Source organism: Sphingomonas glacialis (assembly GCF_014653575.1).
Lineage (GTDB): Bacteria > Pseudomonadota > Alphaproteobacteria > Sphingomonadales > Sphingomonadaceae > Sphingomonas > Sphingomonas glacialis.
The window spans coordinates 210,857-234,988 of the sequence record NZ_BNAQ01000004.1 but is presented as its reverse complement, the minus strand read 5'-3'; the positions used below and the strand labels follow the sequence as shown (position 1 = coordinate 234,988).

The 24,132-nt window shown below is 65.4% G+C and carries 24 protein-coding genes; 16 read left to right on the top strand and 8 right to left on the bottom strand.

Annotated features, from left to right (window positions below):
- Positions 1-120 precede the first annotated feature (120 nt).
- Positions 121-1,095, top strand: coding sequence for a phosphatase PAP2 family protein (locus IE187_RS14500; protein WP_229839423.1), 975 nt, complete (start codon positions 121-123; stop codon positions 1,093-1,095).
- Here the strand turns inward: IE187_RS14500 and IE187_RS14495 are convergent.
- On the bottom strand, positions 1,092-1,400 hold the full coding sequence (locus tag IE187_RS14495) for a hypothetical protein (protein ID WP_189676829.1): 309 nt from the start codon (positions 1,398-1,400) through the stop codon (positions 1,092-1,094). The genes IE187_RS14500 and IE187_RS14495 overlap by 4 nt on opposite strands.
- A gap of 188 nt (positions 1,401-1,588) precedes the next feature.
- Here IE187_RS14495 and IE187_RS14490 point away from each other — a divergent pair, with 188 nt between their 5' ends.
- On the top strand, positions 1,589-2,983 hold the full coding sequence (locus IE187_RS14490; RefSeq protein ID WP_189676828.1) for an MFS transporter: 1,395 nt from the start codon (positions 1,589-1,591) through the stop codon (positions 2,981-2,983).
- Positions 2,984-3,102: 119 nt separating this feature from the next.
- Here the strand turns inward: IE187_RS14490 and IE187_RS14485 are convergent, their stop codons facing one another.
- Entirely contained in the window at positions 3,103-4,839 is a 1,737-nt protein-coding gene (locus tag IE187_RS14485) for a DUF885 domain-containing protein (protein WP_133187287.1), read from the bottom strand.
- A 119-nt stretch (positions 4,840-4,958) separates the two neighbouring features.
- Between IE187_RS14485 and IE187_RS14480 the strand changes: the two genes are divergently transcribed.
- Positions 4,959-5,783 (top strand): alpha/beta fold hydrolase, encoded by an 825-nt coding sequence (locus IE187_RS14480; RefSeq protein WP_189676827.1) that lies wholly within the window; start codon positions 4,959-4,961, stop codon positions 5,781-5,783.
- A gap of 55 nt (positions 5,784-5,838) precedes the next feature.
- On the opposite strand, the gene IE187_RS14475 is transcribed toward IE187_RS14480, so the two are convergent.
- Positions 5,839-6,126, bottom strand: a complete 288-nt coding sequence (locus IE187_RS14475; protein ID WP_133187283.1) for an FtsB family cell division protein — start codon at positions 6,124-6,126, stop codon at positions 5,839-5,841.
- A gap of 84 nt (positions 6,127-6,210) precedes the next feature.
- Positions 6,211-7,488: a phosphopyruvate hydratase gene (eno, locus tag IE187_RS14470; protein WP_189676826.1), complete on the bottom strand. Its 1,278-nt coding sequence runs from the start codon at positions 7,486-7,488 to the stop codon at positions 6,211-6,213.
- A gap of 148 nt (positions 7,489-7,636) precedes the next feature.
- Between eno and IE187_RS14465 the strand changes: the two genes are divergently transcribed.
- The 5 genes from IE187_RS14465 to IE187_RS14445 all read left to right on the top strand — a co-directional run bounded on the left by IE187_RS14465 (position 7,637) and on the right by IE187_RS14445 (position 9,600).
- Complete coding sequence (locus tag IE187_RS14465; protein WP_189676825.1) at positions 7,637-8,116, top strand: hypothetical protein; 480 nt, start codon at positions 7,637-7,639, stop codon at positions 8,114-8,116.
- Positions 8,117-8,139: 23 nt separating this feature from the next.
- On the top strand, positions 8,140-8,502 hold the full coding sequence (locus tag IE187_RS14460; RefSeq protein WP_229839422.1) for a phage holin family protein: 363 nt from the start codon (positions 8,140-8,142) through the stop codon (positions 8,500-8,502).
- Positions 8,499-8,795 (top strand): DUF3618 domain-containing protein, encoded by a 297-nt coding sequence (locus IE187_RS14455; protein WP_189676824.1) that lies wholly within the window; start codon positions 8,499-8,501, stop codon positions 8,793-8,795. Before IE187_RS14460 ends, IE187_RS14455 begins: the two co-directional genes overlap by 4 nt.
- 35 nt (positions 8,796-8,830) lie before the next feature.
- Positions 8,831-9,292, top strand: a complete 462-nt coding sequence (locus tag IE187_RS14450) for a hypothetical protein (RefSeq protein ID WP_229839421.1) — start codon at positions 8,831-8,833, stop codon at positions 9,290-9,292.
- 80 nt (positions 9,293-9,372) lie between these two features.
- Positions 9,373-9,600 carry a DUF4170 domain-containing protein gene (locus tag IE187_RS14445; protein ID WP_133187273.1) on the top strand — a complete coding sequence of 76 codons (228 nt, stop codon included), beginning with the start codon at positions 9,373-9,375 and terminating at the stop codon, positions 9,598-9,600.
- A gap of 139 nt (positions 9,601-9,739) precedes the next feature.
- Here IE187_RS14445 and greA read toward each other — a convergent pair whose 3' ends face one another.
- The 4 genes from greA to carA all read right to left on the bottom strand — a co-directional run bounded on the left by greA (position 9,740) and on the right by carA (position 15,598).
- Positions 9,740-10,216 (bottom strand): transcription elongation factor GreA, encoded by a 477-nt coding sequence (greA, locus tag IE187_RS14440; protein ID WP_133187271.1) that lies wholly within the window; start codon positions 10,214-10,216, stop codon positions 9,740-9,742.
- A gap of 82 nt (positions 10,217-10,298) precedes the next feature.
- Positions 10,299-13,658 carry a carbamoyl-phosphate synthase large subunit gene (gene carB, locus IE187_RS14435; RefSeq protein ID WP_189676822.1) on the bottom strand — a complete coding sequence of 1,120 codons (3,360 nt, stop codon included), beginning with the start codon at positions 13,656-13,658 and terminating at the stop codon, positions 10,299-10,301.
- 1 nt (position 13,659) lies between these two features.
- Entirely contained in the window at positions 13,660-14,022 is a 363-nt protein-coding gene (locus tag IE187_RS14430) for a ribonuclease E inhibitor RraB (protein WP_133187267.1), read from the bottom strand.
- Positions 14,023-14,326: 304 nt separating this feature from the next.
- A complete protein-coding gene (carA, locus tag IE187_RS14425) occupies positions 14,327-15,598 on the bottom strand; it encodes a glutamine-hydrolyzing carbamoyl-phosphate synthase small subunit (protein ID WP_189676821.1) in 1,272 nt (423 codons plus the stop codon).
- Positions 15,599-15,737: 139 nt separating this feature from the next.
- On the opposite strand from carA, the gene IE187_RS14420 reads away from it, so the two are divergent.
- The 8 genes from IE187_RS14420 (at position 15,738) to IE187_RS14385 (ending at position 24,078) form a co-directional block, all read left to right on the top strand.
- Entirely contained in the window at positions 15,738-16,190 is a 453-nt protein-coding gene (locus IE187_RS14420) for a GatB/YqeY domain-containing protein (RefSeq protein WP_133187261.1), read from the top strand.
- Positions 16,191-16,293: 103 nt separating this feature from the next.
- On the top strand, positions 16,294-16,719 hold the full coding sequence (locus tag IE187_RS14415) for a GIY-YIG nuclease family protein (RefSeq protein WP_189676820.1): 426 nt from the start codon (positions 16,294-16,296) through the stop codon (positions 16,717-16,719).
- Positions 16,716-18,593, top strand: a complete 1,878-nt coding sequence (dnaG, locus tag IE187_RS14410; protein WP_189676819.1) for a DNA primase — start codon at positions 16,716-16,718, stop codon at positions 18,591-18,593. The genes IE187_RS14415 and dnaG overlap by 4 nt, the downstream gene beginning before the upstream one ends.
- Positions 18,593-20,620: an RNA polymerase sigma factor RpoD gene (gene rpoD / locus IE187_RS14405; RefSeq protein WP_189676818.1), complete on the top strand. Its 2,028-nt coding sequence runs from the start codon at positions 18,593-18,595 to the stop codon at positions 20,618-20,620. Before dnaG ends, rpoD begins: the two co-directional genes overlap by 1 nt.
- A gap of 188 nt (positions 20,621-20,808) precedes the next feature.
- Positions 20,809-21,702 (top strand): PAS domain-containing protein, encoded by an 894-nt coding sequence (locus IE187_RS14400; RefSeq protein WP_189676817.1) that lies wholly within the window; start codon positions 20,809-20,811, stop codon positions 21,700-21,702.
- A 123-nt stretch (positions 21,703-21,825) separates the two neighbouring features.
- Positions 21,826-22,488 carry a DUF6975 family protein gene (locus IE187_RS14395; protein ID WP_189676816.1) on the top strand — a complete coding sequence of 221 codons (663 nt, stop codon included), beginning with the start codon at positions 21,826-21,828 and terminating at the stop codon, positions 22,486-22,488.
- Between the two features lie 72 nt (positions 22,489-22,560).
- Positions 22,561-23,415: an AAA family ATPase gene (locus IE187_RS14390; protein WP_189676815.1), complete on the top strand. Its 855-nt coding sequence runs from the start codon at positions 22,561-22,563 to the stop codon at positions 23,413-23,415.
- Between the two features lie 99 nt (positions 23,416-23,514).
- Positions 23,515-24,078, top strand: a complete 564-nt coding sequence (locus IE187_RS14385) for a CHAP domain-containing protein (protein ID WP_189676814.1) — start codon at positions 23,515-23,517, stop codon at positions 24,076-24,078.
- Positions 24,079-24,132: the final 54 nt, after the last annotated feature.

Below are 24,132 nucleotides of genomic sequence, written 5' to 3'. Positions count from 1 at the left end.
CGTGACAGGATGTCATCTGGACGTCACATAGTCTTCACGCCATGGTGGGTATCGGCCCTTTCGTAGGGCCATCCATCAGGCGACGATCGGGAAAATCGTCTTCGCAAGCAGGCGTCTCCCGTGTCGATCCCAACCACTTCTCCCTTTGCAATCGCCGCACCGCTCCGGCTCGATGCGGTCCGCCAGCCCGGTTTGATTCCGGGTCGCTGGATCGCGCTGGGCTTTGTGCTGAGCGTGCTGTGCGTTGCCGCCTTGCTCTACGACGATGCGATGGTGATCGACCCATGGGCACCGAGCACGCTGCTGTTCGGTCTTGCCTTCGCGACGCTCGCCGCGATCCGCTTCCTCACGCGCAATCCAGCCACCACCGCGCACCGTATCGGGCGCGACCTCGCCGAGTCGGTCGGACTGTTCATGGGGGTCGGCCTGCTCGGCGCGGTCGCGACCTATCCGCTTTCCGCCGACACGCACGGCTCGGTCGACGCGGTGCTGCAGCGCATCGACCAGGCGCTCCATTTTGATTGGCTGGCTTTGTACGAGCTGGTCGCTTCGCACCGCTCGCTGCAGATCCTCGGCACGGCGGCGTATCAAAGCATCTTCGTCACGCCCGCGCTGATCCTCGGCCATTATGCGGTGAGCGGCAATCGCGCCGCGGCGCGCCGCTTCCTCGTCACCTTCTGGCTCGCCGCGGTGATCTCGCTGGTATTGTTTCGCTATATCCCGGCGTTCGGGCCGCTGGCGACGCTGTGGCACGGCCCCGTGCCGTATCTGCCCGAGAGCGGGTTGTACGAGGCCGACCTGCTGCCGGCGCTGCGCACCCACATGCTGCGCGAGGTCGATCTCGGTGCTCTTCGCGGATTGGTTTCGGCGCCGAGCTTCCACACCGTCAGCGCGGTCCTCTACATGGCGGCAGGATGGCGGATCGCGCGGTTGCGCTGGACCGTCGTCGTGCTGAACGGCGCGATGCTGCTGTCGACGCCGATCGAGGGAACCCACTATCTCGCCGACATGATCGCCGGTGCGGCGGTCGCGGTCACCGCGCTGGTGGCGGTCGGCGTGCTGCGCCGCACGATGGCGGCGCGGGCTCGCGCTTAGGCTTCGACTGCCATCAGCGCGGCGTCACTATATTTCGGATCATTCGCCGCAAAGAGCGGGTTGGCGTCGAAATTGCGCTCGGTCAGGCCGACCCCGTTGAGGCCGGCGAGCTTGAACGTGCCAAGCTTGAGTTCCTTGGGCGGCCTGCCGTCCCGCTCGAGCACGACACCGTCGACGAACAGATCGTCATGCCGCGTATAGATGATGTGCGGCGCCAGCATGATATCGGTGCGGTTGTACGTTGCACGCAGGCAGCGCTTGCGGACGATCGCTTCGAATACGGTTGGGACGGGACCGTTAGACATGGCAAACTCGCCTGATTGAAGGAACGTGTGACAACGCTGTACCAAAAATGGTGCGCTGCAACAAGCAACGATCGCGAAACCGAAAGTTTCCGCCGCCATGCTCGATCCGACGCGCGGACGAAGGAACCGCGTCGTCGCGGATCGGTTCGCCTTGCTTCCCCCGGCCGCCAAACGTTAGGCAAAGCATCGTGACCGACGGACTCCCCCTCCCCCGCCGTTATCTGGCGATCGCCGCGATGTCGTTCGGTTCGGCGCTGGTCATCATCGATGGCGGCGTCGCCAACGTTGCGCTGCCGACGATCGCGCGCGACCTGCATGTCGACCAAAGCTCGGTCGTCGCGGTCGTCACGATCTACCAGGTCATGCTGGTGGTGCTGATGCTGCCCTTTGCCGGTCTGGGCGAGCGCGTCGGACTCAAGCGCATCTATCAGGGCGGGCAGTTGGTCTTCACCGTCGCGACCTTGCTGTGCTTCTTTGCCAAGAGCCTGCCGTTCCTGCTGCTCGTCCGCGCCGTCCAGGCGATCGGCGCGGCGGGCGTGCTGAGCGTCGCCTCGGCGCTGATCCGGCAAATCTACCCCGCCAATCAACTCGGCCGCGGGCTCGGGATCAACTCGGTCGTCGTAACGAGCTCGGCGGCCGCTGCGCCGACGATCGGCGGACTGGTGCTATCGGTCGCGCCGTGGCCGTGGGTGTTCGCCAGCGCGATCCCGTTCGCGATCGCCAGCCTCGCGCTCGGCAGCGCGATCCCCGCCCCCAAGCCCCGCGCGACGACCTTCGACGTCATCGGCGCGGTGATGTGCGCGGCGATGTTCGGGCTGATCATCGGCGGGCTCGAGACGATGGTGCATGGCGACAGCCCGGTGGTATCGGGCGCGATCGTCCTGCTCGGCATCGTGATCGGATATTTTTTCGTGCGGCGCGAGAAAGGCGAGACCGACCCGATCCTGCCGATCGACCTGCTCGCGCGGCCGGTGCTGGCCTTGTCGGCGATCGGCGGGTTCACGGCCTTCACCGCGTCGATGACGCTGCTGATCTCGACGCCGTTCCGGCTGCATGCGCTGGGGTTTAGTGCAGCGGCGATCGGGGCGGCGATCGCGCCGTGGCCGCTGACCAACATGGTCGTCGCGCCACTGTCGGGGTTTCTGTCGGACCGCATCCCGGCGGGGATCCTCGGCGGGATCGGGATGGTGGTGTCGATCTGCGCGCTGCTGTTGCTCGCGGCTCTGCCCGCCGATCCGAGCTATTTCGACGTGGCGTGGCGGATGGCGCTGTGCGGATCGGGGTTCGGGCTGTTCCTGCCGCCCAATGCGCGGCTGGTGGTCGGCTCGGCCCCGCGCGAGCGCGCCGCGGCGGCAGGCGGCCTGGTGTCGACGGTGCGGCTTGCCGGGCAGACGACGGGGGCGACCGTCGTCGCGCTGCTGCTCGCGCTGGGCGTCGGCGAAGGGTTCGTGCCGCCCTTGGTGTCGGTCGCACTGGCGCTGATCGCCGGGCTGTGCAGCGTCGCGCGACTGCGCCCGTCGATCCGCAATCCGCAGGCGGCCGAAGTTGCCGACGAAGTGCCGACGCTCAAGCAGGCGCGCTGAACCGTGACCGCAGCCCGGCGAAGGCCGGGGCCCAGTAACGAAGGTGGCAATGGCGGGCGCCTCTCCATCGAGGACGGCCATCGCAACTGGGCCCCGGCCTTCGCCGGGGACCGCAGAGATCAGAACACCGCCTTCCCGTCGCCCCCAAGCATCGCCTGGCGCACCAAGGGGATCGGCGGACCACCATAGCGCAGGAACTGGTCGTGGAACGCCTTCCAGCTCGCGCGGCCGCCATGCTGAGCGGTCCAGTCGGCGCGCAGCTTGCGGATCATCAGCTTGCCCATCGTGTAGTTGAGATAGGCCGGATCATACGTCCCGCGGGCCGATTGCTGCCGCGCGTTGCCCGCGTCCTGATAGCATTGCTCCTGGAACATTTTCAGCGAGTCGGCTTGCGTCATCGTTCCGGTGTGCATCCCGATCGACGAGAGATAGCGGCAATTGCGCAGCAGCGCGTTCGACAGCTGGCCGATATGCGTTTCCGCATCCCCCTTATGGAGCCCGGCCTCCCACATCATTTCCTCGGAATAATGCGCCCAGCCCTCGGCAAAGGCATAACCGACGAACAACCGCCCGAAGATTGACGGCGAGGCGTTGGCATGGCGGAACTGCAGGAAATGCCCCGGCATCACTTCGTGCACCGTGGTGAACAGCAGATCCATCTTGCCGGGGATGAACCCGTCCTGCTCGGCCTTGCTCCACGCCGGGTCTGGCGGAGAGATGTAATAGACCGAGGGAATGCCCTTCTCGAACGGCCCAGGCGGATCGATATACGCGCTGTTCTGGCGGTTATACGGCGGGCTCTCCTCGACCAATGCCTGTTCCTGGTCGGGGATCGTCACGATCTGGTTGGCGGTGACGAACGCGCGCAGTTCGGGGATCTGCTTGCGCGCTTCTGCGACGGGGTCGTTATTGGCGGGCTTGTTGGCGTTCATCTTCGCCATGCACGCCGGGATCGTCGCGCCGGGAGCGTAGGTCGCACACGCCTCGGCGAGCGCCTTCTGGTTGCGGAGCAGATCGGCCTTGCCCGCCGCCTCGAGCGTGGCGAGCGGCACGTCGACGCCTTCGGTCAGCTTGACCATCCGCGAAAAGCGATCGGGCCCGAGCGCGAAGTCCTGCGTCGCGGTGCCGCGCTGGCTCTCCACCCACGCGCCGAGATCGTGCATCGCCTTCGACGCGGCGGCGGCGGCCTTGTCGAACTCCTCCTGCAGCGCCGGGCTCTTCACCTCGGCGAAGGCCTTCTTCGCATCGCCGGTGTAGTAATCGCCGAAACCGTTGAACGCCGCGACGCCGAAATTGACGTAGCTCAGCGGCATCGGCGTCTTGAGGTTGGCCTTGATCTGCGCGGTCGCGTCGGGGATCTTGCGCAGGAAGGTGACCATCGCGCGCATCCGCGTCGGCGCATCGGTGTAATGGCGCGCGATATAGACGTTGGGGTCGAGACCGGCATTTACGTACCAGGCCGGGTTCTTGTGCGGGAAATCGGCATCCTCGAGCCAGAACAGTTTGCCCGAGGCGACCACCACCAGATAGTCGCGCTCGAACGCCTCGTCCTTGGTCAGCTTGGTCGCGTCGAACGCCTTGGCCTTGGCGATCGCCTCGCGGAAGAAATCGCCCTGCCGCTTGAGCCCGCCCGGCGTCCAGTCGCCCAAGCCCCCGTCGAAATCATGCCGTCCCTGATAGACCGCATCGGCGGGCGAGATCTTGAACCAATCCTCGATGAAGGTGTCGCGGAAGCTCTTCCAGTCGGTCGTCGGCAATGCGGCGAGCGGCGCCATCGTGCCCCGTGGCTCGGCCGACTGCGCCGAACACGACATCAACGCCAGACCCGCAATCCCCGCCAGCAAACCCTTGCGCATACCCATCCTTTGATTCGTTGGTCGCGCGAAGCTGGCAGCTTGTGGCCGATCGCGCCACCCCTGCGGAACGCCGAGCGTCTGCCATCGTTGAGCCTAGCGACATCTCAAGGAGCGCCCCGATGCCGTATATCAAGACTCGCGATGGTACCGATCTCTACGTCAAGGATTGGGGCAGCGGCCGCCCGGTCGTCCTGATCCACGGCTGGCCGCTTAGCTCGGACAGCTGGGACGCACAGGCGATGGCGCTCGCGGACGCCGGTTTCCGCGCGATCGCCTATGACCGCCGCGGCTTCGGGCGGTCGAGCCAGCCGTGGACCGGCTATGATTACGACACGTTGACCGACGATCTCGCCGAAGTGCTCGAGCAGACCGGCGCGACCGAGGATGCGACGCTCGTCGGCTTCTCGATGGGCGGCGGCGAAGTCGCCCGCTACATGACGCGCCACGAGGGCAAGGGCGTCGTCGCTGCGGGCCTGATCGCCTCGGTCGTGCCGTACATGCTCAAGACCGAAGATAACCCGCACGGCGTTCCCGAGGACCAGCTCGCCAGCATCGGCGAAGGCATCAAGAAGGATCGCTACGGCTTCTTCCAGACTTTCCTCAAGCAGTTCCTCGGCATGGGCTTCATCTCGTCGCCGGTGAGCAGCGAGACCGTGGACTGGGCGTGGGGCCAGACCAACCTTGCCGGGCTCAAGCCGATCCTCGCCTGCGCGCAGTCGTTCGGCCACACCGACTTCCGTGGCGATCTGCCGGCGTTCCGCGTCCCGACGCTGATCGTCCACGGCACGAGCGACCAGACCGTCCCGATCGATGCGACCGGGCGTCAGGCAGCCAAGGGGATTTCGGGCTCGCAGTTGGTCGAATATGACGGCGCGCCGCACGGCCTGACGATCACCGAGAGCGATCGCTTCACCAACGACCTGCTGACGTTCTTGGGGAAATAAGCGGCTGCGGCGAACGAAAGCCCCTTCCCTTTCGGGGAGGGGCTTTAGGGCAGCGCTACTTGTCGAGCGGGACGATCACTTCGTCCTGATGCGCCACGCCAAGATCCTTGCGCGCAAGCTCATCAACCAGATCGGGATCGGCATGCCGCGGATCGAGCAGCTCGACGCGGTTCTTCAATTCGGTGCGATTGCGGTCGAGCATCGCGAGTTCGCGCTGCTTGACCGCCAACTGCCGCTCGATATCGCCATAGGCCAGCGCGCCGTTCGGCCCGAAGATCGCATACCCCCCGAAGAAGATACCGACGATCAGCAAAGCCGCCGGCGCAATCGCGCGGCGCAGCATCGGGCGGAGGGTTGAACGTTTCTTGACCACGGTCGCGACTCTGACTCATCGCGACTCGTGGATCAAGCCCGTATTTACCTCATGTTAAGCACGCAGGATGGAGCGACCGGCATAGACGCCAGCCCCCTCGAGCTCCTCCTCGATGCGGATCAGCTGGTTGTACTTTGCAAGCCGGTCGGAGCGCGCGAGGCTCCCCGTCTTGATCTGCCCGCAATTGGTCGCGACAGCCAGATCGGCGATTGTCGAGTCCTCGGTCTCGCCCGAGCGGTGCGACATGACGGCGGTATAGCCCGCTCGTTGCGCCATCGATACGGCTTCGAGCGTTTCGGTGAGCGTACCGATCTGGTTCACCTTGACTAGCAGCGAGTTCGCCGTGCGAGTCTCGATGCCCTGCTTCAAGCGCTTCGGATTGGTCACGAAAAGGTCGTCGCCGACCAGCTGGACCTTGTCGCCGACCATGTCGGTAAGTGCTTTCCAGCCCTCCCAATCGTCTTCGCCCATACCGTCCTCGATCGAAAAAATCGGGTAGCGGCGCGTCAGGTCGGCAAGATATTCGGCCATTTCGTGGCTGGAGAGGCTCTTGCCCTCGCCCGAAATCTCATACTTGCCGTTCTTGTAGAACTCGGTCGCGGCGCAATCGAGCGCCAGCATCACGTCGTCGCCCGGCGTGTAGCCCGCGGTTTCGATCGAGCGCAGGATGAATTCGATCGCTTCGTTGGTCGAGGCGATGTTGGGCGCAAAGCCGCCTTCGTCGCCGACCGACGTCGCCAGACCCTTGTCGTGCAGCGCCTTCTTGAGCGTATGGAAGATTTCCGACCCGCAGCGCACCGCCTCGATCATCGAGGTCGCGCCGACCGGGACGATCATGAATTCCTGGAAGTCGATCGGGTTGTCGGCATGCTCGCCGCCGTTGATGATGTTCATCATCGGCACCGGCAGGACATGCGCCGAAACACCGCCGACATAGCGATAGAGCGGCAACGTGCGCGCATCCGCCGCGGCCTTGGCGACCGCGAGGCTGACGCCGAGGATTGCGTTCGCGCCGAGACGGCTCTTGTTCTCGGTCCCGTCGAGTTCGATCATCACCTGGTCGATTTCGCGCTGATCCTCGGCCTCGAGGCCCATCACCGCGTCGGCGATCTCGCCATTCACGCCGTCGATCGCGTCCTCGACGCCCTTGCCGCCCCAGCGGCTCTTGTCGCCGTCGCGCTTCTCGACCGCTTCGTGTGCGCCGGTCGAGGCGCCCGACGGCACCGCGGCGCGGCCGAAGCTGCCATCTTCGAGCATCACATCGACTTCGACGGTCGGATTGCCGCGACTGTCGAGGATCGTGCGGGCATGAATGTCGATGATTGCGGTCACGGAACGATCCTTCTAACGATATGGACGAGCGGTTCGCGCGTGCCTCTACCGGCTATCACGCGCCGCGGCAATTCGCGTGGATCTGATGGAACCGGCGGATACGCTGACCGGTTATCTTGTTTCGATATTCCAACGAAGGGCGCTTGTCATGGCTACCACCTCCGATTCCACCACTGCACACGACCATCTCGACGCAGCCAAGGACGCCGCGAAGACCGCGACCGACGAGGCCGTCAAGGCGACCTCGACTGCGTCGCAGCTGTTGAAGGACAGCGCGAGCAAGATCGGCAAGGAAGCCGTCGATCGCGCGAAGAGCTATGCCGAGGACGCCAAGGCCCGCGCTGGCGGTGCACTCGATGAAGTCGTCAAGATGATCAACGATGCTGCGGGCACGGTCGACGAAAAGCTCGGCGAGCAATACGGCGCCTATGCCCGTACCGCCGCGACCAAGGTCTCGGACTTCTCCGAAGGCCTCAAGGCCAAGCAGCTCGACGATCTGATCGAGGACGCGCGTGACTTCGTCCAGAAGAGCCCGGCGGTTGCGATCGGCACCGCAGCGGCGGTCGGTTTCGTGCTCGTCCGCCTGTTGCAGGCCGGGCTCGCCGCCGATCGTGACGACAAGGCTTGAGCGCAAGCGTTTCGGGGGCACCGATGAAGGACATAGCTAGTTCGGGCGTGGTGGCGGACGAAGGGATCGCCACCCTGCTCTCCCGCGTCGTCTGCGACGCGCAGGACGTCGTGCGCAGTGAGATCGACCTGCAGAAGGCCAAGGTCGGCGCAAAGGTCGGCCAGGCCAAGAGCGGCGTCGTGCTGATCGTGGTCGCGCTGCTGCTCGCGAGCCTTGGCTCGACCGCGCTGGTCGTCGGCTTGCTGATGATCCTGACGCCGCTGATCGGGCCGGTCGCGGCAACCGCGATCGTGGCTGGTATTCCGCTCGCGCTCGCCGGCTTGCTCGGGTTCCTCGCGACCCGCCACTTCAAGCGGATCTTCGGATCTGCGGAGACGATCGCATGACCGGTCTCGATCCGAAAGTCGCGCTGGCCCAGGCCCGCGCGGATGCGGCACGCGCCCGACTGTCGACGACGGTCAGCGCGTTGCAGCACAAGGCCAGCCCGCAAGTGATGGCGCAGGATGTCGCCGACACGATCAAGGAGCGCGGCATGGAAGCGATGGCGGTCGCGGTCGATACCGCCAAGCGCCAGCCGGTGCCGGTCGGTGTCGGGCTCGGGCTGCTCGGCCTGTTCCTCGCGCGCGGACCGATCGCAAAGCTGCTCCGTCGCACAACCGCTTCAAAGCGCGAGAGTTAATCGCTCGCCACCCCATGACACAGAGGATCCCAGCGATGAAAGATGCCCACCCCCACGCCACATCCTCGAGCAAGCCGACGAGCGTCGAGTCGGTACGCGCGAGTGCGAGCCATGCGCTCGACACGACGACCGCTTCGGTGCGCGATCTGACCGGCAAGGCCGCAAGCGGGATCGAAGCCAATCCGATGTCGGCGCTCGTCGGCGGGATCGCGCTCGGCGCGATCGTCGCGGCGTTCGTCCCGCGCACCGCGCAGGAGGCGCGCTTGCTCTCAACGGTCGGCCAGCGGCTGAGCAACACCGCATACGGCGCTGTCGATGCGGCGAAGGATACCGCGAAGTCCGAGCTCGGCGTGCTCGGCCTGTCGCGTGATTCGGCGCGCGATCAAGCCTCGCGTATCCTCGAGGGCGTGATCAAGGCGATCTCGACCGCAGCGCTCGCCGCGCTGACCGCCGCCAACGACACGTCGGCGGCCAAAAAGGCGCCAACGGGCGAATAATCCCGCCTCTACGGTTCCCGAAGGCGTGGTTCGCGACTAGGACGTCGCGAACCACGCCTTTTTATTTCGGGAAACCGCACATGAGCAAGCTCCACCTCGTCTTCGGCGGCCGCGTCGCTGATCCGCGCACGCTCGATTTCGACGATCTGTCGTCGATCGATATCGTCGGGGTGTTTCCGGATTATGCCAGCGCCGAAAAGGCCTGGCGCGCGGCCGCGCAGCGGACGGTCGACGACGCCGAGATGAAGTATGTCGTGGTGCATTTGCACCGCCTGCTGCAGCCGGATCTGCTTGCGCCGGGGGCGTGAGCAAATCCCCTCTCCCGCCTGCGGGAGAGGGTGGCCGAGCGCAGCGAGGTCGGGTGAGGGCTGTATGCGAACAGCACTGCCCTCACCCCGCGCCGCCTTCGGCGTCTACCCCTCTCCCGCAAGCGGGAGAGGGAGATAATCAGATAAATTCGATCTTCGAGACGACGTAGTAGCGGTCGCCCGACGGCACCGTCACTTCGACCTCGTCCTCGAGCTTGCGCCCGATCAGCGCGCGGCCCAGCGGCGAATTGTACGAGATCCGACCGCCCTTGGCGTCGGCCTCGGTCTGGCCGACGATCTGATATTTGACCGGCTTGTCGTCCTCGTCGAGCAACGTCACGGTCGCGCCGAAGACCACCTTGTCGCCCGACAGATCCTTGGGATCGATGACCTGCGCGCGCGCAAGCTTGTCCTCGATGTCGCTGATCGAGGCTTCGATCTGACCCTGGCGCTCCTTGGCGGCGTGATATTCGGCGTTCTCCGAGAGATCGCCGTGCGCACGCGCTTCCTCGATCGCGTCGACGATGGTCGGACGCTCCGCCTTAAGCCGTTTCAGATCCGCATTGAGCCGGTCATGACCCTCTTGCAGCATCGGCATCTTTTCGACGGTAGCCATCCCTCTTCGTCCTTCGTCTTCAAAATTCCCCGGTTGGCCGACCCGCCCTGGGCCCGCCCGCACGATGTTATGATGTGGGGAATTACTTGTGCGAGTGCGAATAATAGGATTGCAGCGGCCGTACTTCAAGGCTGCGTGTCGAAAGCGCGACGATTGCCTGTGCCGCCTCGACGCTTGCCGGCGCCGTGGTGAAGTACGGAATCTTCTGCGCGAGCGCCGAGCCGCGGATCGGCGAGCTGTCCTTGAGGCTCTGCCACCCCTCGGTGGTGTTGAAGATCAGGTCGATTCCGCCATCCTTGATCCGGTCGACGATGTGCGGCCGCCCCTGCGCCACCTTGTTGACGCGCTCGACCGTAACGCCGTTTTCGGTCAGGTAATCCGCGGTCCCTCCGGTCGCGACGATGGTGAAGCCATGCGCCGAGAGCGCGCGCACGCCCGGCAGGATGACCGGCTTGTCGCCGTCCTTGACGCTGACGAACAGCGCGCCGGCCTTGGGCAGGACGGTCCCTGCCCCCAATTGCGACTTGGCAAAGGCGAGCGTGAAATCGGGATCGATTCCCATCACTTCGCCCGTGCTCTTCATTTCGGGTGACAGGACAGGATCGACACCGGGGAAGCGGTTGAACGGGAAGACGGCTTCCTTGACCGCGTAATAGTCGATGTGGCGGTCGATCTTGGGCAAGTCGGCGAGCTTCTCGCCCGCCATCACGCGCGCGGCGATCTTGGCGATCGGTGCGCCGATCGCTTTCGCGACGAACGGCACGGTGCGCGAGGCGCGCGGGTTGACCTCGATGAGGTAGACCAGCCCATCCTTCACCGCGAACTGGATGTTCATCAGCCCGACCACCGACAACGCCTTGGCGAGCGCGACGGTCTGCCGCTCGATCTCAGCGATGATCTCAGGCGAGAGCGAGTAAGGCGGGATCGAGCAGGCGCTGTCCCCCGAATGGACGCCGGCTTCCTCGATATGCTGGAGCACGCCGGCGACCGTCACGTCGGTGCCGTCAGAGATCGCATCGACATCGACCTCGATCGCGTCGCGCAGATACTGGTCGATGAGCACGGGCGATTCGCCCGACACCTGCACCGCGGTCTGGATATATTCCTCGAGCTGCGGACGCCCGTCGACGATCTCCATCGCGCGGCCGCCGAGCACGTAGCTCGGGCGCATCAGCACGGGATAGCCGATCCGCTCGGCAGCGACGATCGCCTCCTCGCGGCTGCGCGCGAGGCCGTTGGCGGGCTGGCGCAGGCCGAGCTTGTTGATGAGGGCGGCGAACCGCTCGCGATCCTCGGCGAGATCGATCGCGTCGGGGCTGGTGCCGAGGATCGGGATCCCGGCATCCTGCAGCGCTTGCGCGAGGTTGAGCGGGGTCTGCCCGCCGAACTGCACGATCACGCCGTGGAGCGTCCCGTTCGACATCTCGACGTGCAGGATCTCGAGCACGTCCTCGGCGGTCAGCGGCTCGAAATACAAGCGGTCGGAGGTGTCGTAATCGGTCGACACCGTCTCGGGGTTGCAGTTGACCATGATCGTCTCATAGCCCGCGTCGCCCAGCGCGAAGCACGCATGGCAGCAGCAATAGTCGAACTCGATCCCCTGCCCGATCCGGTTCGGACCGCCGCCGAGGATGACGACCTTCTTGCGATCGGTCGGCTGGCTCTCGCATTCGGGTTCGCCGAAGCTCGGCGCTTCGTAGGTCGAATACATATAGGGCGTCTTGGCGTCGAACTCGGCCGCGCAGGTGTCGATCCGCTTGAATACCGGGCGCACGCCGAGCTTGTGGCGCGCCGCGCGCACCTCGGCCTCGGTCGTGCCGCCAGTCATCATCTGGACGACGTCGTGGATCAGCCCGCCGCGCGCAGTGCCGCGCTCGCGCAAATTCGCCGATTGCAGCGCGAGGAAGGCGAGGCGCTTGTCGCTGAAGCCCATCGCCTTCAAGCGCCGCATCCCCGCCGCATCGCGCGGCAGACCATCGGTGCAGACCTCATTCTCGGCCGCAACGATCTCGGCGATCCGCTCGAGGAACCACGGGTCGTATTTGGCGAGCGCGTGCACCTCGGCAACCGAGAAACCCTCGCGCAGCGCCTGCGCCGCGACGAGCAGCCGGTCGGGGGTCGCGATCGACAGCGCCGCCTCGATCTCCTCGCGCGGCGCACCGGCGAGGCGGTCGACGATGTTGAAGCCCGAGAGACCCGTCTCGAGCCCGCGGAGTGCCTTCTGCATCGATTCATGGATGTTGCGGCCGATCGCCATCACTTCGCCGACCGACTTCATCGCGGTCGACAGCACGGCTTCGGCGCCCTTGAACTTCTCGAACGCAAACCGGGGGATCTTGGTGACGACGTAATCGATCGTCGGTTCGAACGACGCCGGCGTCGCGCCGGTAATGTCGTTGGTGATCTCGTCGAGCGTGTAGCCGACCGCGAGCTTGGCGGCGACCTTGGCGATCGGGAAGCCCGTCGCCTTCGACGCCAGCGCCGAGGAGCGCGACACGCGCGGGTTCATCTCGATCACGATCAAGCGCCCGTCCTTGGGGTTGACCGCGAACTGCACGTTCGAGCCCCCGGTCTCGACGCCGATCTCGCGCAGGCACGCGATGCTCGCGTTGCGCATGATCTGATATTCCTTGTCGGTCAGCGTCAGCGCGGGCGCGACGGTGATCGAATCGCCCGTATGGACGCCCATCGGATCGACATTCTCAATCGAACAAATGATGATGCAATTGTCGGCGCGGTCGCGCACGACTTCCATCTCATATTCCTTCCAGCCGATCAGCGATTCCTCGATCAGCACTTCGGTGGTCGGCGAAAGGTCGAGCCCGCTGCGCACGATGTTGAGGAATTCCTCGCGATTATAGGCGATGCCGCCGCCCGATCCGCCCATCGTGAAGCTCGGCCGGATGATTGCGGGCAGCCCGGTGCGCTCCAACCCGGCTAGCGCTTCCTCGACGGTGTGCGCGATCGCCGATCGCGCGCTTTCGAGACCGATCTTGGTCATCGCATCCTTGAACTTCAGCCGGTCCTCGGCCTTGTCGATCGCCTCGGCATCGGCGCCGATCATCTCGACATTGTATTTCGCGAGCGTGCCGTCGTTGAACAAAGCGAGCGCGGTGTTGAGCGCGGTCTGCCCGCCCATCGTCGGCAGCAGCGCCATCACGTCGTTCGGGCGCGCGGCGACTTCCTTGGCGATGATCTTCGCCACGATCTCGGGCGTGATCGGCTCGATATAGGTCGCGCCCTCGGCCTCGCTCCAGCCGACCAGCTCGGGGTCGGTCATGATCGTCGCCGGGTTCGAATTCACGAGGACGATGCGATAGCCCTCCTCGCGCAGCGCCTTGATCGCCTGCGTGCCCGAATAATCGAACTCGCACGCCTGGCCGATGACGATCGGGCCTGCGCCGATGACGAGAATGGTGGTGATGTCGGTGCGTTTTGGCATGTCAGCTCATCAGTCCGGTTTCGGCGGTGCAACCCCAGCCGTCATATTCCACGTCGTAGATCAGTTCGATCTGCAGGCAGCGCTTAGTCAGCGCGCGGATCGCGGCCTCGTCCGAAGTCTGCTCGCAGCCGAGGAAGAGCGAGATTTCGCCCTCCTCATCCTCTTCGCGCTCGATCACTTCGAAGCCGAGCTCCTCGGCATCCTCTTCAAGCCGGTCAAGCGCCGGCTCGGACCCGCGGAAGCTCACGTCCACGGCGCGGACGATGTCGGAGCGGTCGCCATTCTCGGCGAGGCTGGCGAGCACCTCCTTGTCGGCGCTCCATTCTTCTTCGAGCCGGGCGGGATCGACGTCTGGGAGGGTCATCATTTGGCTCCGTCACTTTTATCGTATTGCTCGGTTCCAATAAAACCGAGTGTCACGCCGTGAAGTTTCTGTATTTCCGCCGCGACGCACCGAACTTTGGGGCTGTTCGCTCCCGGAAAATTCGGTCCGTCGGCGAAGTCGATCGTTGCGAGACTCGATGAAACCGCGCGAAGCTTCATTGATTCGCCGAGAGTGCAGGTAACGTCGATGCGGTTCAGCTCTCGTTGAAGAGAAGCTCGGTCCGAATCCGAAGTTCCACCCGCTAGGAGAGCCAAAGCCGACGCAACGGAAAGAAGCTCTAAGGTCAACCCAACATCCCCACGAACTTCTCGAACAGATACAGGCTGTCCTGCGGGCCGGGGCTCGCTTCGGGGTGATATTGCACGCTGAACGCGGGCCGGTCGGTCAGCTCCAGGCCGGCGTTCGAGCCGTCGAACAGCGAGACGTGCGTCTCGCGCACGCTCGCCGGCAGGCTCGCGCGCTCGACCGCGAAGCCGTGATTCATCGAGGTGATCTCGACTGCGCCGTCGCTCAGGCGCTGCACCGGATGGTTGGCGCCGCGATGGCCCTGGAACATCTTGGTGGTGGTCGCGCCGACCGCGAGGCCGAGCAGCTGATGGCCGAGGCAAATGCCGAACAGCGGCTTGCCGGTCTCGAGCAGCTGGCGGATCACCGGCACGGCATAGATGCCGGTCGCGGCGGGGTCGCCGGGGCCGTTCGACAGGAAGATGCCGTCGGGCTCGAGCGCCATCACTTCGTCGAAGGTCGCGCCGGCGGGGACGACCGAGACGTCGGCGCCGGCGGCGACGAGATTGCGGAAGATGTTGCGCTTGGAGCCGTAATCGATCGCGACGACGTGGGGGCGCTTGGGTGCAGGTTTCTCGACTTCGCTCGAAACGAACGGCTGGAGAGACGTGCTCGCGTCCGCGTTGAGCGGCGCACTCTCTTCTCCGTTCGTGTCGAGCGAAGTCGAGACACCGCTCTCCCCGTACCCCGCGCCCAGATTCCACACGCCGCCGGCCCAGCCGTAATCCATCGCGGTGGTCACTTCGATCGCGAGGTCCATCCCCTCCAACCCAGGCCACGCCTGCGCCATCGCCAGCAACGCCGGCACATCGAACACACCATCCGCCGCATGTGCGATCACCGCGTTCGGCGCGCCGCCGCTACGGATCCGCCGCGTGAGCGCCCGCGTATCGACGCCCGACAGCCCGATCCGCCCGTGCTTGGCCATCCACGCATCGAGCCGCTCCACCGAGCGGAAGTTGCTCGGGCCCGTCACGTCCTCACGCACGATCATGCCGAGCGCGTGGGGGTTGTCGGCCTCGATATCGTCGGCATTGGCGCCGACATTGCCGATATGCGGAAAGGTGAAGGTTACCATCTGCCCGGCAAAGCTCGGATCGGTCATGATCTCCTGATAGCCCGTCATCGCGGTGTGGAAGCACACCTCGCCGACGGCCGCCCCTTCCGCGCCGAAGCCACGCCCCCACACGACCTCGCCGCTGGAGAGCACCAGCACGCCGGTGGCGCCTTCAGGAGCCTTGGACGCGGTCGTAGGATAGGCGTCGGCCATTGCGGCGGGCACTCCGTGTTAATTGTCGATGTCGCTAAGGGGCGGGAACTAGAAGTGCTCGGCCCCGAGGTCAATCTGATAAACGGGGCGTCGATCGGATAAACCCGCTAGGGTCTCCGCCACACGAAAAGGACCCGTAATGATTCGCGACGACATCAAGGCTGCCCTCATCACCGCCATGAAGGGCGGCGACAAGGCGACCACCGCCACCCTCCGCCTCGTCCAGAGCGCGATCAAGAATCGCGACATCGAGGCACGTACCGGCAAGGCGCCCGACGATGACGACGCGCTGGTGGTCGAAGTGCTGCAGAAGATGGTCAAGCAGCGCCGCGAGTCGATCGAGATGTTCGTCAAGGGCGGGCGCCAGGAGCTCGCCGATGGCGAAGCGGCCGAAGTCGCGGTGATCGAGCGCTTCCTGCCGACGCAGATGGACGAAGCCGCGACCGCGGCGGCGATCGAGGCGATCAAGGCCGAGCTGGGGGCGACCGGCATGAAGGACATGGGCCGCGTGATGGCCGAGCTGAAGGCGCGCCATGCGACGACGCTCGATATGAGCAAGGCGAGTGCCGCGGTGAAGGCGGCGCTTTCGTAATCGTCGACGGGAGGACGCGCTCCTCCACCGTTCGTTTCGAGCGAAGTCGAGAAACCGGCGACGGCGCTCGACACGAACGGTACGATGCGCGCATTATGGGCGCATGGCGTTTTGGGCATACATACTCCGCTGCTCCGACGGCAAATTCTACATGGGTCACACCGACAATCTCGATCGCCGGATTGGCGAGCACCAGACCGGCGGGCATTGTGAGTTCACTTCGCGGCGCATGCCGGTGGCATTGGTGTGGAGCGAATATTTCCCAAGCCGGATCGAAGCGCTCGAGGCCGAGCGGATGGGCGGCGGCTGGTCGCGCGCGAAGAAGGAGGCGTTGATCGCGGGAAATTGGTCCTTGGTGTCGCATTTCGCCCGCCCGCCGAAAGAGCGAACCGCCGCCCCAACAGACACCATTTGCTCCCCGTTTGTTTCGAGCGAAGTCGAGAAACCCGGCAGCAGCTCCGGTTTTTCGACTTCGCTCGAAACGAACGGATGGGCGGATGCTCCCTCAGTCGCAGAACCTCGCGCATGACCCTCTCCCCGCAATTCCTCGACGAACTTCGCGCGCGCACCCTGCTGTCGAGCTTGGTCGGCCAGACCACCAAGCTCCAGAAGGCCGGCCGCGAATGGCGCGCGTGCTGCCCGTTCCACAACGAGAAGACGCCGTCGTTCTACGTCAACGACGACAAGGGCTTCTACCATTGCTTCGGCTGCTCGGCGCATGGCGACGCGATCCGCTGGATGACCGACCAGCGCGGCCTGCCCTTCATGGATGCCGTCAAGGAACTCGCGCAAAACGCCGGGATGGAACTCCCGGCGATGGACCCGCGCGCCGCCGAGAAGGCCGAAGCCGCCAAGGGCCTGCACGAAGCCTGTGCCGACGCCGCCAGCTGGTTCACCGACCAGCTCAACGGCCTCGCCGGCGCTACCGCACGCGACATTCTTGCCAAGCGCGGGATCAAGCCCGAGACCGCGCGCGAGTTCGGGCTCGGCTTCGCCCCCGATTCGCGCGGGAGCCTCAAGGGCGCGCTGAAGGACTATGGCGACCCGCTGCTGGTCGAGGCGGGCCTGCTCATCAAGGTCGAGGAAAAGACCCCGTACGATCGCTTCCGCGGCCGCCTGATGATCCCGATCCGCGATCCGCGCGGCCGCACGATCGCGTTCGGCGGGCGGATCATCGGCGATGGCGAGCCGAAATATCTGAACTCCCCCGAGACTCCGCTCTTCGACAAGGGCCGCACGCTCTACAATCTCGACAAGGCCGCCCCCGCCACGCGCAAGACCGGCCGCGTGCTCGTGGTCGAGGGCTATATGGACGTCATCGCGCTCGCCCAGGCGGGGTTCCGCGAGGCGGTCGCCCCGCTCGGCACCGCGCTGACCGAAGCGCAGCTCGAGCGGCTGTGGCGGCTCGCCGAGGTCCCGATCCTGTGCTTCGACGGCGACAGCGCGGGGCAGAAGGCCGCGATCCGCGCCGCGCACCGTGCCACTCCCCTGCTCCAGCCCGGCCGCAGCCTCGCCTTCGTCACGCTCCCGCCGGGCGTCGACCCCGACGATCTCGTCCGCACCAAGGGCCCCGGCGCGCTCGAGGCGCTGCTCGCCAAGCCCGAGCCGCTGGTCGACCGGCTGTGGGCGAGCGAATTCGCCGCCGAACCGCTCACCACCCCCGAACAGCGCGCCGGCCTCAAGCAACGCCTCACCGAGATCGCCAACACCATCGCCGATGCCAATGTGAAGTCGGAATATATCGCCGAATTCCGCCGCCGCACCGACGCGCTCAACGCCCGCCCGCCCCGCGCGCCGTTCGTCCCCCGCCCGCAAGGCGGTGGCGGGCGCAAAGGCAACCAGCCGTGGAAGCCCGCCCCCGGCCCGGTCGGCGACGGCGCCAAGGGCATCCACGCACGCGGCATGGACGGCGTGCTGACCAAACCGGTGCTGATCGGCCTGCTCCGCCATCCGACCGAAATCGGGCGCCATATCGGCGAGCTCAGCCGCCTCACCATCACCGATCACCGCCTCTCGCACCTGCTCGATGCGATGATTGATGCAGCCGTTGAAGAACAGACGCTTGATAGTGAGCGCCTTCTTACCATATTGGCCACATCTGGATTTGATATAATCGCGCACGATCTGTTGCGGGCCGACCAACTCATGTGTTCGTTCACCCAAAGAGATGCCGAGCCCGCCAGGGCACGCGAGGAGCTCGATGAGGCGATCGCGATCCTGGTGGCGCGGCCTGAAGTGGACGCGGCTCTGGCCGAAGCGACGGCGATGATGCAGACCGATTATTCGGATGAGGCGTTCGAGCGGCAAGTGTCGCTCGTGAAGGAACAACAGGCTCTGGACGCGCGACTCGCCAATCTGGTGCAGTCGAACGAGGACGCCAGGGCTTTTGCTGAGGGCAGTTGATGGCGAAGACGGATATGGCGGATGTCGGTGAAACCACCGAGGGTAGCGATGCGCCGCTGATCGATTTGAACGATGCGTCGATCAAGAAGGTGATCGCCCGCGCAAAGAAGCGTGGCTACATCACCTACGAGCAGCTCAACGAAGCGCTCCCGCAGGGCGAGATGTCGTCCGACCAGATCGAGGACATCAGCGCCGCGCTGAGCGAAATGGGCATCAACATCGTCGAGAATGACGAGCAGGGCGAAGAAGGCGACGAGCAGCCCAAGCAGGACGACGAGGACGATGCCGAGACGGCCGAGCCGGGCGAAGACGCCGGCCCCGCGCTCGACGTCAAGAAGAAGGAAGTCATCGATCGCACCGACGATCCGGTGCGGATGTACTTGCGCGAGATGGGCGCGGTCGAATTGCTCAGCCGCGAGGGCGAAATCGCCATCGCCAAGCGGATCGAGGCCGGCCGCGACACGATGATCCTCGGTCTGTGCGAATCGCCGATCACCTTCAACGCGATCATCGATTGGTCGACCGCGCTCAACGAGGGCACGATGCAGTTGCGCGAGATCATGGATCTCGACGCGATGCTGTCGAAGGACCCGGCGCCTGAGGCGATGGCCGAAGCCGAAGAGGGCGACGGCGAGATCTCCGAGAAGAACGCCGGCCCGTCGTTCAAGGAAGAGGCCGAGCCCGAAGAGCCGTCGGTCGACGAGGACGAGGATGGCGAGCGCCGTACGCCGCGCGCTTCGGACGACGAGGAAGAGGACAACACCCTCAGCCTCGCGCAGATGGAAGAGCAGCTGAAACCCATCGCGCTCGAACGCTTCGCCAACATCACCGCGCTCTACAAGAAGTTCTCCAAGATCCAGCAGGCGCGGCTCGACGCGATGGCGGGCGGCGGCGAGCTGTCGAGCGGCGACGAGAAGAAGTATCACAAGCTGCGCGAGGAGCTCACGGCCGAGGTCGAGAGCGTCCAGTTCCACAACGCCAAGATCGAATATCTGGTCGACCAGCTCTACGCCTTCAACCGGCGCCTGACCGCGCTGGGCGGCCAGATGCTGCGCCTTGCCGAGCGCCACAAGGTGCCGCGCAAGGACTTCCTCGATCGCTATATCGGCCACGAGCTCGACGAGCAGTTCCTCCCGTCGGTCGCCAAGATCGACAAGAAGTGGACCGCCTTCGTCACCAACGAGAGCGATGCCGCCGACCGCATCCGCACCGAGATTTCGGAGATCAGCCAGGCCACCGGCATGGCGCTCACCGAATTCCGCCGCATCGTCAACATGGTCCAGAAGGGCGAGCGCGAGGCGCGTATCGCCAAGAAGGAAATGGTCGAGGCGAACCTGCGGCTGGTGATCTCGATCGCCAAGAAATACACCAACCGCGGCCTGCAGTTCCTGGATCTCATCCAGGAGGGCAATATCGGCCTGATGAAGGCGGTCGATAAGTTCGAGTATCGCCGCGGCTACAAGTTCAGCACCTATGCGACGTGGTGGATCCGTCAGGCAATCACCCGCTCGATCGCCGATCAGGCGCGCACCATCCGTATCCCGGTGCACATGATCGAGACGATCAACAAGCTGGTGCGCACCAGCCGCCAGTTCCTCCACGAGCAGGGCCGCGAGCCCACGCCCGAGGAAATGGCCGAGCGTCTGTCGATGCCGCTCGAGAAGGTCCGCAAGGTGATGAAGATCGCCAAGGAGCCGATCAGTCTCGAGACGCCGATCGGCGACGAGGAGGATTCGCATCTCGGCGATTTCATCGAGGACAAGAACGCGATCATCCCGGTCGATGCCGCGATCCAGGCGAACCTCAAGGAAACCGTCACGCGGGTGCTGGCGAGCCTTACCCCGCGCGAGGAGCGCGTGCTGCGCATGCGTTTCGGGATCGGCATGAACACCGACCACACGCTCGAGGAAGTCGGCCAGCAATTCTCGGTCACGCGCGAGCGTATTCGCCAGATCGAGGCGAAGGCGCTGCGCAAGCTCAAGCATCCGAGCCGCAGCCGCAAGATGCGGTCGTTCCTCGACCAATAAGCCAGACGGCAGCGGTGGCCCGGCGCCACCGCTGCCGCTTCGCTGGGCGCGGCCGAGCGACCGCTCCGCCGCGATACCGTCAGATACGCGATTTGCGTACCGCCGACCCTTGCAAATCCGCCGCAAGATGGGTCCATATCGGCGTGACCGTGTGACGGCAGCGGCGACTTTTGCGTACGCCTTGCGCGATGTCGTCGCACCCCGCCCTCGCCGCTGACCAGCTCGTTACCGCCTCGGACCTCGTGCGCCATTTCGGCGCGTGGCAGGAGCGCGCCGCGCGTGCCCCGCTCTATGTCCTCCATCGCGGTCGCCCGCGCTTCGTGCTGACCTCAATCGAGACGATGGATGCGCTGTGCGCGGCGCAACCCTCTCTGCCCGCTCCAACGCCCATCGATGCGATCGCGGTGCTCGATGCGATCGGCGACTCGGTGCTCGTCGCCGATTCGTCTGGCGCGATCCTCGGTTCGAGCCGGGCGGCGCGCGCGTATTTCGGCGTTCTGGCGCGACCGGGCGCGCCCGTCGATGCGATCGTGCCGCCTGGCGTCCGCGCGACGCTTGCCACGGCAATCCGCCAAGTGATCGACCGCGGCATCGGCGAGCGGCTCGAAATCGCATCGGCGGCGCGCGCGGGGCGGATGCTGTTGCTCGCAATCGAGCCGGCCGGTGCCGGCGTCGCGATCATCGCTCAAGACGCGACACGCGATCGCGACTCGCGCGCAGCGCACGCTACCAGCGCGGCGCTCGCCGTCGCCGGAATCGCGACCGTAACACTCGATCCCGACGGCATGCTCGGCGAGCCGATCAGCGGGGCGTTCGGTGCGATGCTCGACCTCGCTTCTACGGTGCCGCTCCAGCAGCGCTTCGCCGCTTTTTTCGCAGCGGACGAACGCCCCGCGTTCGAGGCGGCGCTCGCCGACGCGCTCGGCGGCAAGGCGACCGCCCCGCTCGACAGCGCTCTGCTCCGCGCCGCCCATCCGGCGCTTCGCGTTCGGATTGCGCTCGCGCCGATCCGCCGCGATGGCGCGATCGTCGGGGCGGTCGCGGTGATCATAGCCGCGTGTCAGATCAGCGATCTGGTTTAGGTACCCTTAACTGCCTCTAAACCAGCTCTTTACGCGGTTCGGTATATCCCTTTGTTGCACTCCTCGCAGCGAACAACGCCCGCGCCACTTCCGGCTCGGGACAAGAGGGACAATACGGAGCTCATGGCGATCGCATCCAATCATTCCACGACAGCGGCAGACGCAGGCTGCATCGCGGCCTTGGCGATCGACGACGGCGTTGCCGGGCACACGCTGTTCCGGCGGCTGTCGGCGCCTGGCGCTGCCGGGCGCGACCTCGCCGATGCCGTGCACGCCTTGTGCTCGGTCCACGGCCGGCTCAACGATCTGTTCGACGAAGCCGCGCGACGCAGCGTGGCCAAGCTCGACAATCGCTGGATCGCCGCGGCCGCCGAGGGCTTCCAACTCGAACGCGGCTACCTCGCGCATCTGACGGCCGCGGTCGGGCCACTGCCATCGACACCGGGCCAGGCCGAGAGCGACGCCGCCTTCGCCGCGATGCGCCATACCTTCGACATGCTCGCGCGGTCGGATCGCGCGGGCTGCTCGACCGGCGCGGCGCTCGCGCTGGTGATCGACTGGCACGCCTTCCGCGCAATCCTCGATGCGGCGGCGCGCCGGGCCGGCTCGACGATCGCCGCGACGCAGCTTCCCGACATCGCCGAAACCAAGACGATCGCCGAAGGCCACGGCGCCAGCGCTGCGGTCCGCCGCGCGATGGCGTTCGGTGCGCAACAAACCTTCGCGCAGCATCGTGGCCTGTGCGACTTGATCGAGGCGCGCGCGATCGCGCGCGATCGGCTCTAGCCGCGGCTTGCGCTGCGCCCCCGTTTCCCTCTATCGCCGTACCCGGTATTCAAATGAAACGGGATTGCAGCGATGAAGCGTTTCGAGGGCACACAGGGCTATGTCGCGACCGACGATCTCAAGGTCGCGGTCAACGCCGCCGTCACGCTGCGCCGGCCGCTGCTCGTCAAGGGCGAGCCCGGCACCGGCAAGACCGTGCTCGCGTATGAGATCGCCAAGGCGCTGGGTGCCGAGCTGATCGAGTGGAACATCAAATCGACCACCAAGGCACAGCAAGGCCTGTACGAATATGACGCCGTCGCGCGGCTCCGCGACGGTCAGCTCGGCGACGAACGGGTCCACGACATCGCCAATTACATCCGCCGCGGCAAATTGTGGGAAGCCTTTACGCGCGACACGCCCCCCGTCCTGCTGATCGACGAGATCGACAAGGCCGACATCGAATTCCCCAACGATCTGTTGCAGGAACTCGATCGCATGGAATTCCATGTCTACGAAACCAAGGAAACGGTCCGCGCGATCGAGCGCCCGATCGTCATCATCACCAGCAACAACGAGAAGGAACTGCCCGACGCATTCCTACGCCGCTGCTTCTTCCACTACATCAAATTTCCCGACCGTGCGACGATGCAGGCGATCGTCGACGTCCACTTCCCCGGCATCCAGAAGATCCTCGTCAACCGCGCGATGGATATCTTCTACGACGTGCGCGACGTCCCCGGCCTCAAGAAGAAGCCGAGCACGAGCGAATTGCTCGACTGGCTCAAGCTGCTGCTCCACGAGGACATGCCGCTCGACGTGTTGCAGAACCGCGATCCGACCAAGGCGATCCCGCCGCTGCACGGCGCGCTGCTCAAGAACGAGCAGGACGTGATGCTGTTCGAACGCCTCGCCTTCATGGCCAAACGACAGCAGAACAAGGGCTGAGCGGTTGATCGCGCGGGGTCCGGTCGAACGATGGTAACCTCAGCTTAAACCCTTTCCCGTTACGCGGTCTTTGGGGGGCACCCGGTATCGGATGCCTGTATGCGTAACCTTTTTCCCTTGCTGTTCGCGGCCGCGCTGCTGCCGCTCGGTATGCCCGCAGGCGCGAAGACCTCGCTGCTCGACTATGTCGGCCAGTGCGTACCGTTCGCGCGCGCGGCCTCGGGCATCGCGATCTATGGCGACGCCTGGACCTGGTGGACGCAAGCCGCGGGACGGTATCAGCGCGGCGATATCCCCCGCCCTGGCGCGGTGATCGTGTTCGAACGCACGTCGCGGCTGCCGCTCGGCCATGTCGCGGTGATCAGTCGCGTGGTCGACAGCCATGTCGTGATGGTGACGCACGCCAATTGGTCGCGCCAGAACGGCGAACGCGGCCATGCCGAGCAGGACGTCACGCTCACCGACGTTTCGCCACGCGGCGACTGGAGCGCGGTCAAGGTGTGGTACCGCGACATGGATGGCCTGGGGAGCACGATCTACCCGACCTACGGCTTCGTTTATGGCAGCACGCTCGATCATGGCAGCCGCGCCCAGCCCGCCCCCGAACTCACCGGACGCGATCCCGATTATGTCGGTGCGCTGATCGACTCGTACGTTCGGTAAAGCGTTAACCATCGCGCAACATCGCGTCGCTAGACCCGCCGTATCGGGGGGCGT

Coding starts and splice junctions, on each gene's coding strand:
- IE187_RS14495 (WP_189676829.1), bottom strand. CDS start 1,400: ATGTCTAACGGTCCCGTCCCAACCGTATTCGAAGCGATCGTCCGCAAG.
- IE187_RS14485 (WP_133187287.1), bottom strand. CDS start 4,839: ATGCGCAAGGGTTTGCTGGCGGGGATTGCGGGTCTGGCGTTGATGTCG.
- IE187_RS14480 (WP_189676827.1), top strand. CDS start 4,959: ATGCCGTATATCAAGACTCGCGATGGTACCGATCTCTACGTCAAGGAT.
- IE187_RS14475 (WP_133187283.1), bottom strand. CDS start 6,126: ATGCTGCGCCGCGCGATTGCGCCGGCGGCTTTGCTGATCGTCGGTATC.
- IE187_RS14465 (WP_189676825.1), top strand. CDS start 7,637: ATGGCTACCACCTCCGATTCCACCACTGCACACGACCATCTCGACGCA.
- IE187_RS14460 (WP_229839422.1), top strand. CDS start 8,140: ATGAAGGACATAGCTAGTTCGGGCGTGGTGGCGGACGAAGGGATCGCC.
- IE187_RS14455 (WP_189676824.1), top strand. CDS start 8,499: ATGACCGGTCTCGATCCGAAAGTCGCGCTGGCCCAGGCCCGCGCGGAT.
- IE187_RS14450 (WP_229839421.1), top strand. CDS start 8,831: ATGAAAGATGCCCACCCCCACGCCACATCCTCGAGCAAGCCGACGAGC.
- IE187_RS14445 (WP_133187273.1), top strand. CDS start 9,373: ATGAGCAAGCTCCACCTCGTCTTCGGCGGCCGCGTCGCTGATCCGCGC.
- greA (WP_133187271.1), bottom strand. CDS start 10,216: ATGGCTACCGTCGAAAAGATGCCGATGCTGCAAGAGGGTCATGACCGG.
- carB (WP_189676822.1), bottom strand. CDS start 13,658: ATGCCAAAACGCACCGACATCACCACCATTCTCGTCATCGGCGCAGGC.
- IE187_RS14430 (WP_133187267.1), bottom strand. CDS start 14,022: ATGACCCTCCCAGACGTCGATCCCGCCCGGCTCGAAGAAGAATGGAGC.
- carA (WP_189676821.1), bottom strand. CDS start 15,598: ATGGCCGACGCCTATCCTACGACCGCGTCCAAGGCTCCTGAAGGCGCC.
- IE187_RS14420 (WP_133187261.1), top strand. CDS start 15,738: ATGATTCGCGACGACATCAAGGCTGCCCTCATCACCGCCATGAAGGGC.
- IE187_RS14415 (WP_189676820.1), top strand. CDS start 16,294: ATGGCGTTTTGGGCATACATACTCCGCTGCTCCGACGGCAAATTCTAC.
- dnaG (WP_189676819.1), top strand. CDS start 16,716: ATGACCCTCTCCCCGCAATTCCTCGACGAACTTCGCGCGCGCACCCTG.
- rpoD (WP_189676818.1), top strand. CDS start 18,593: ATGGCGAAGACGGATATGGCGGATGTCGGTGAAACCACCGAGGGTAGC.
- IE187_RS14400 (WP_189676817.1), top strand. CDS start 20,809: ATGTCGTCGCACCCCGCCCTCGCCGCTGACCAGCTCGTTACCGCCTCG.
- IE187_RS14395 (WP_189676816.1), top strand. CDS start 21,826: ATGGCGATCGCATCCAATCATTCCACGACAGCGGCAGACGCAGGCTGC.
- IE187_RS14390 (WP_189676815.1), top strand. CDS start 22,561: ATGAAGCGTTTCGAGGGCACACAGGGCTATGTCGCGACCGACGATCTC.
- IE187_RS14385 (WP_189676814.1), top strand. CDS start 23,515: ATGCGTAACCTTTTTCCCTTGCTGTTCGCGGCCGCGCTGCTGCCGCTC.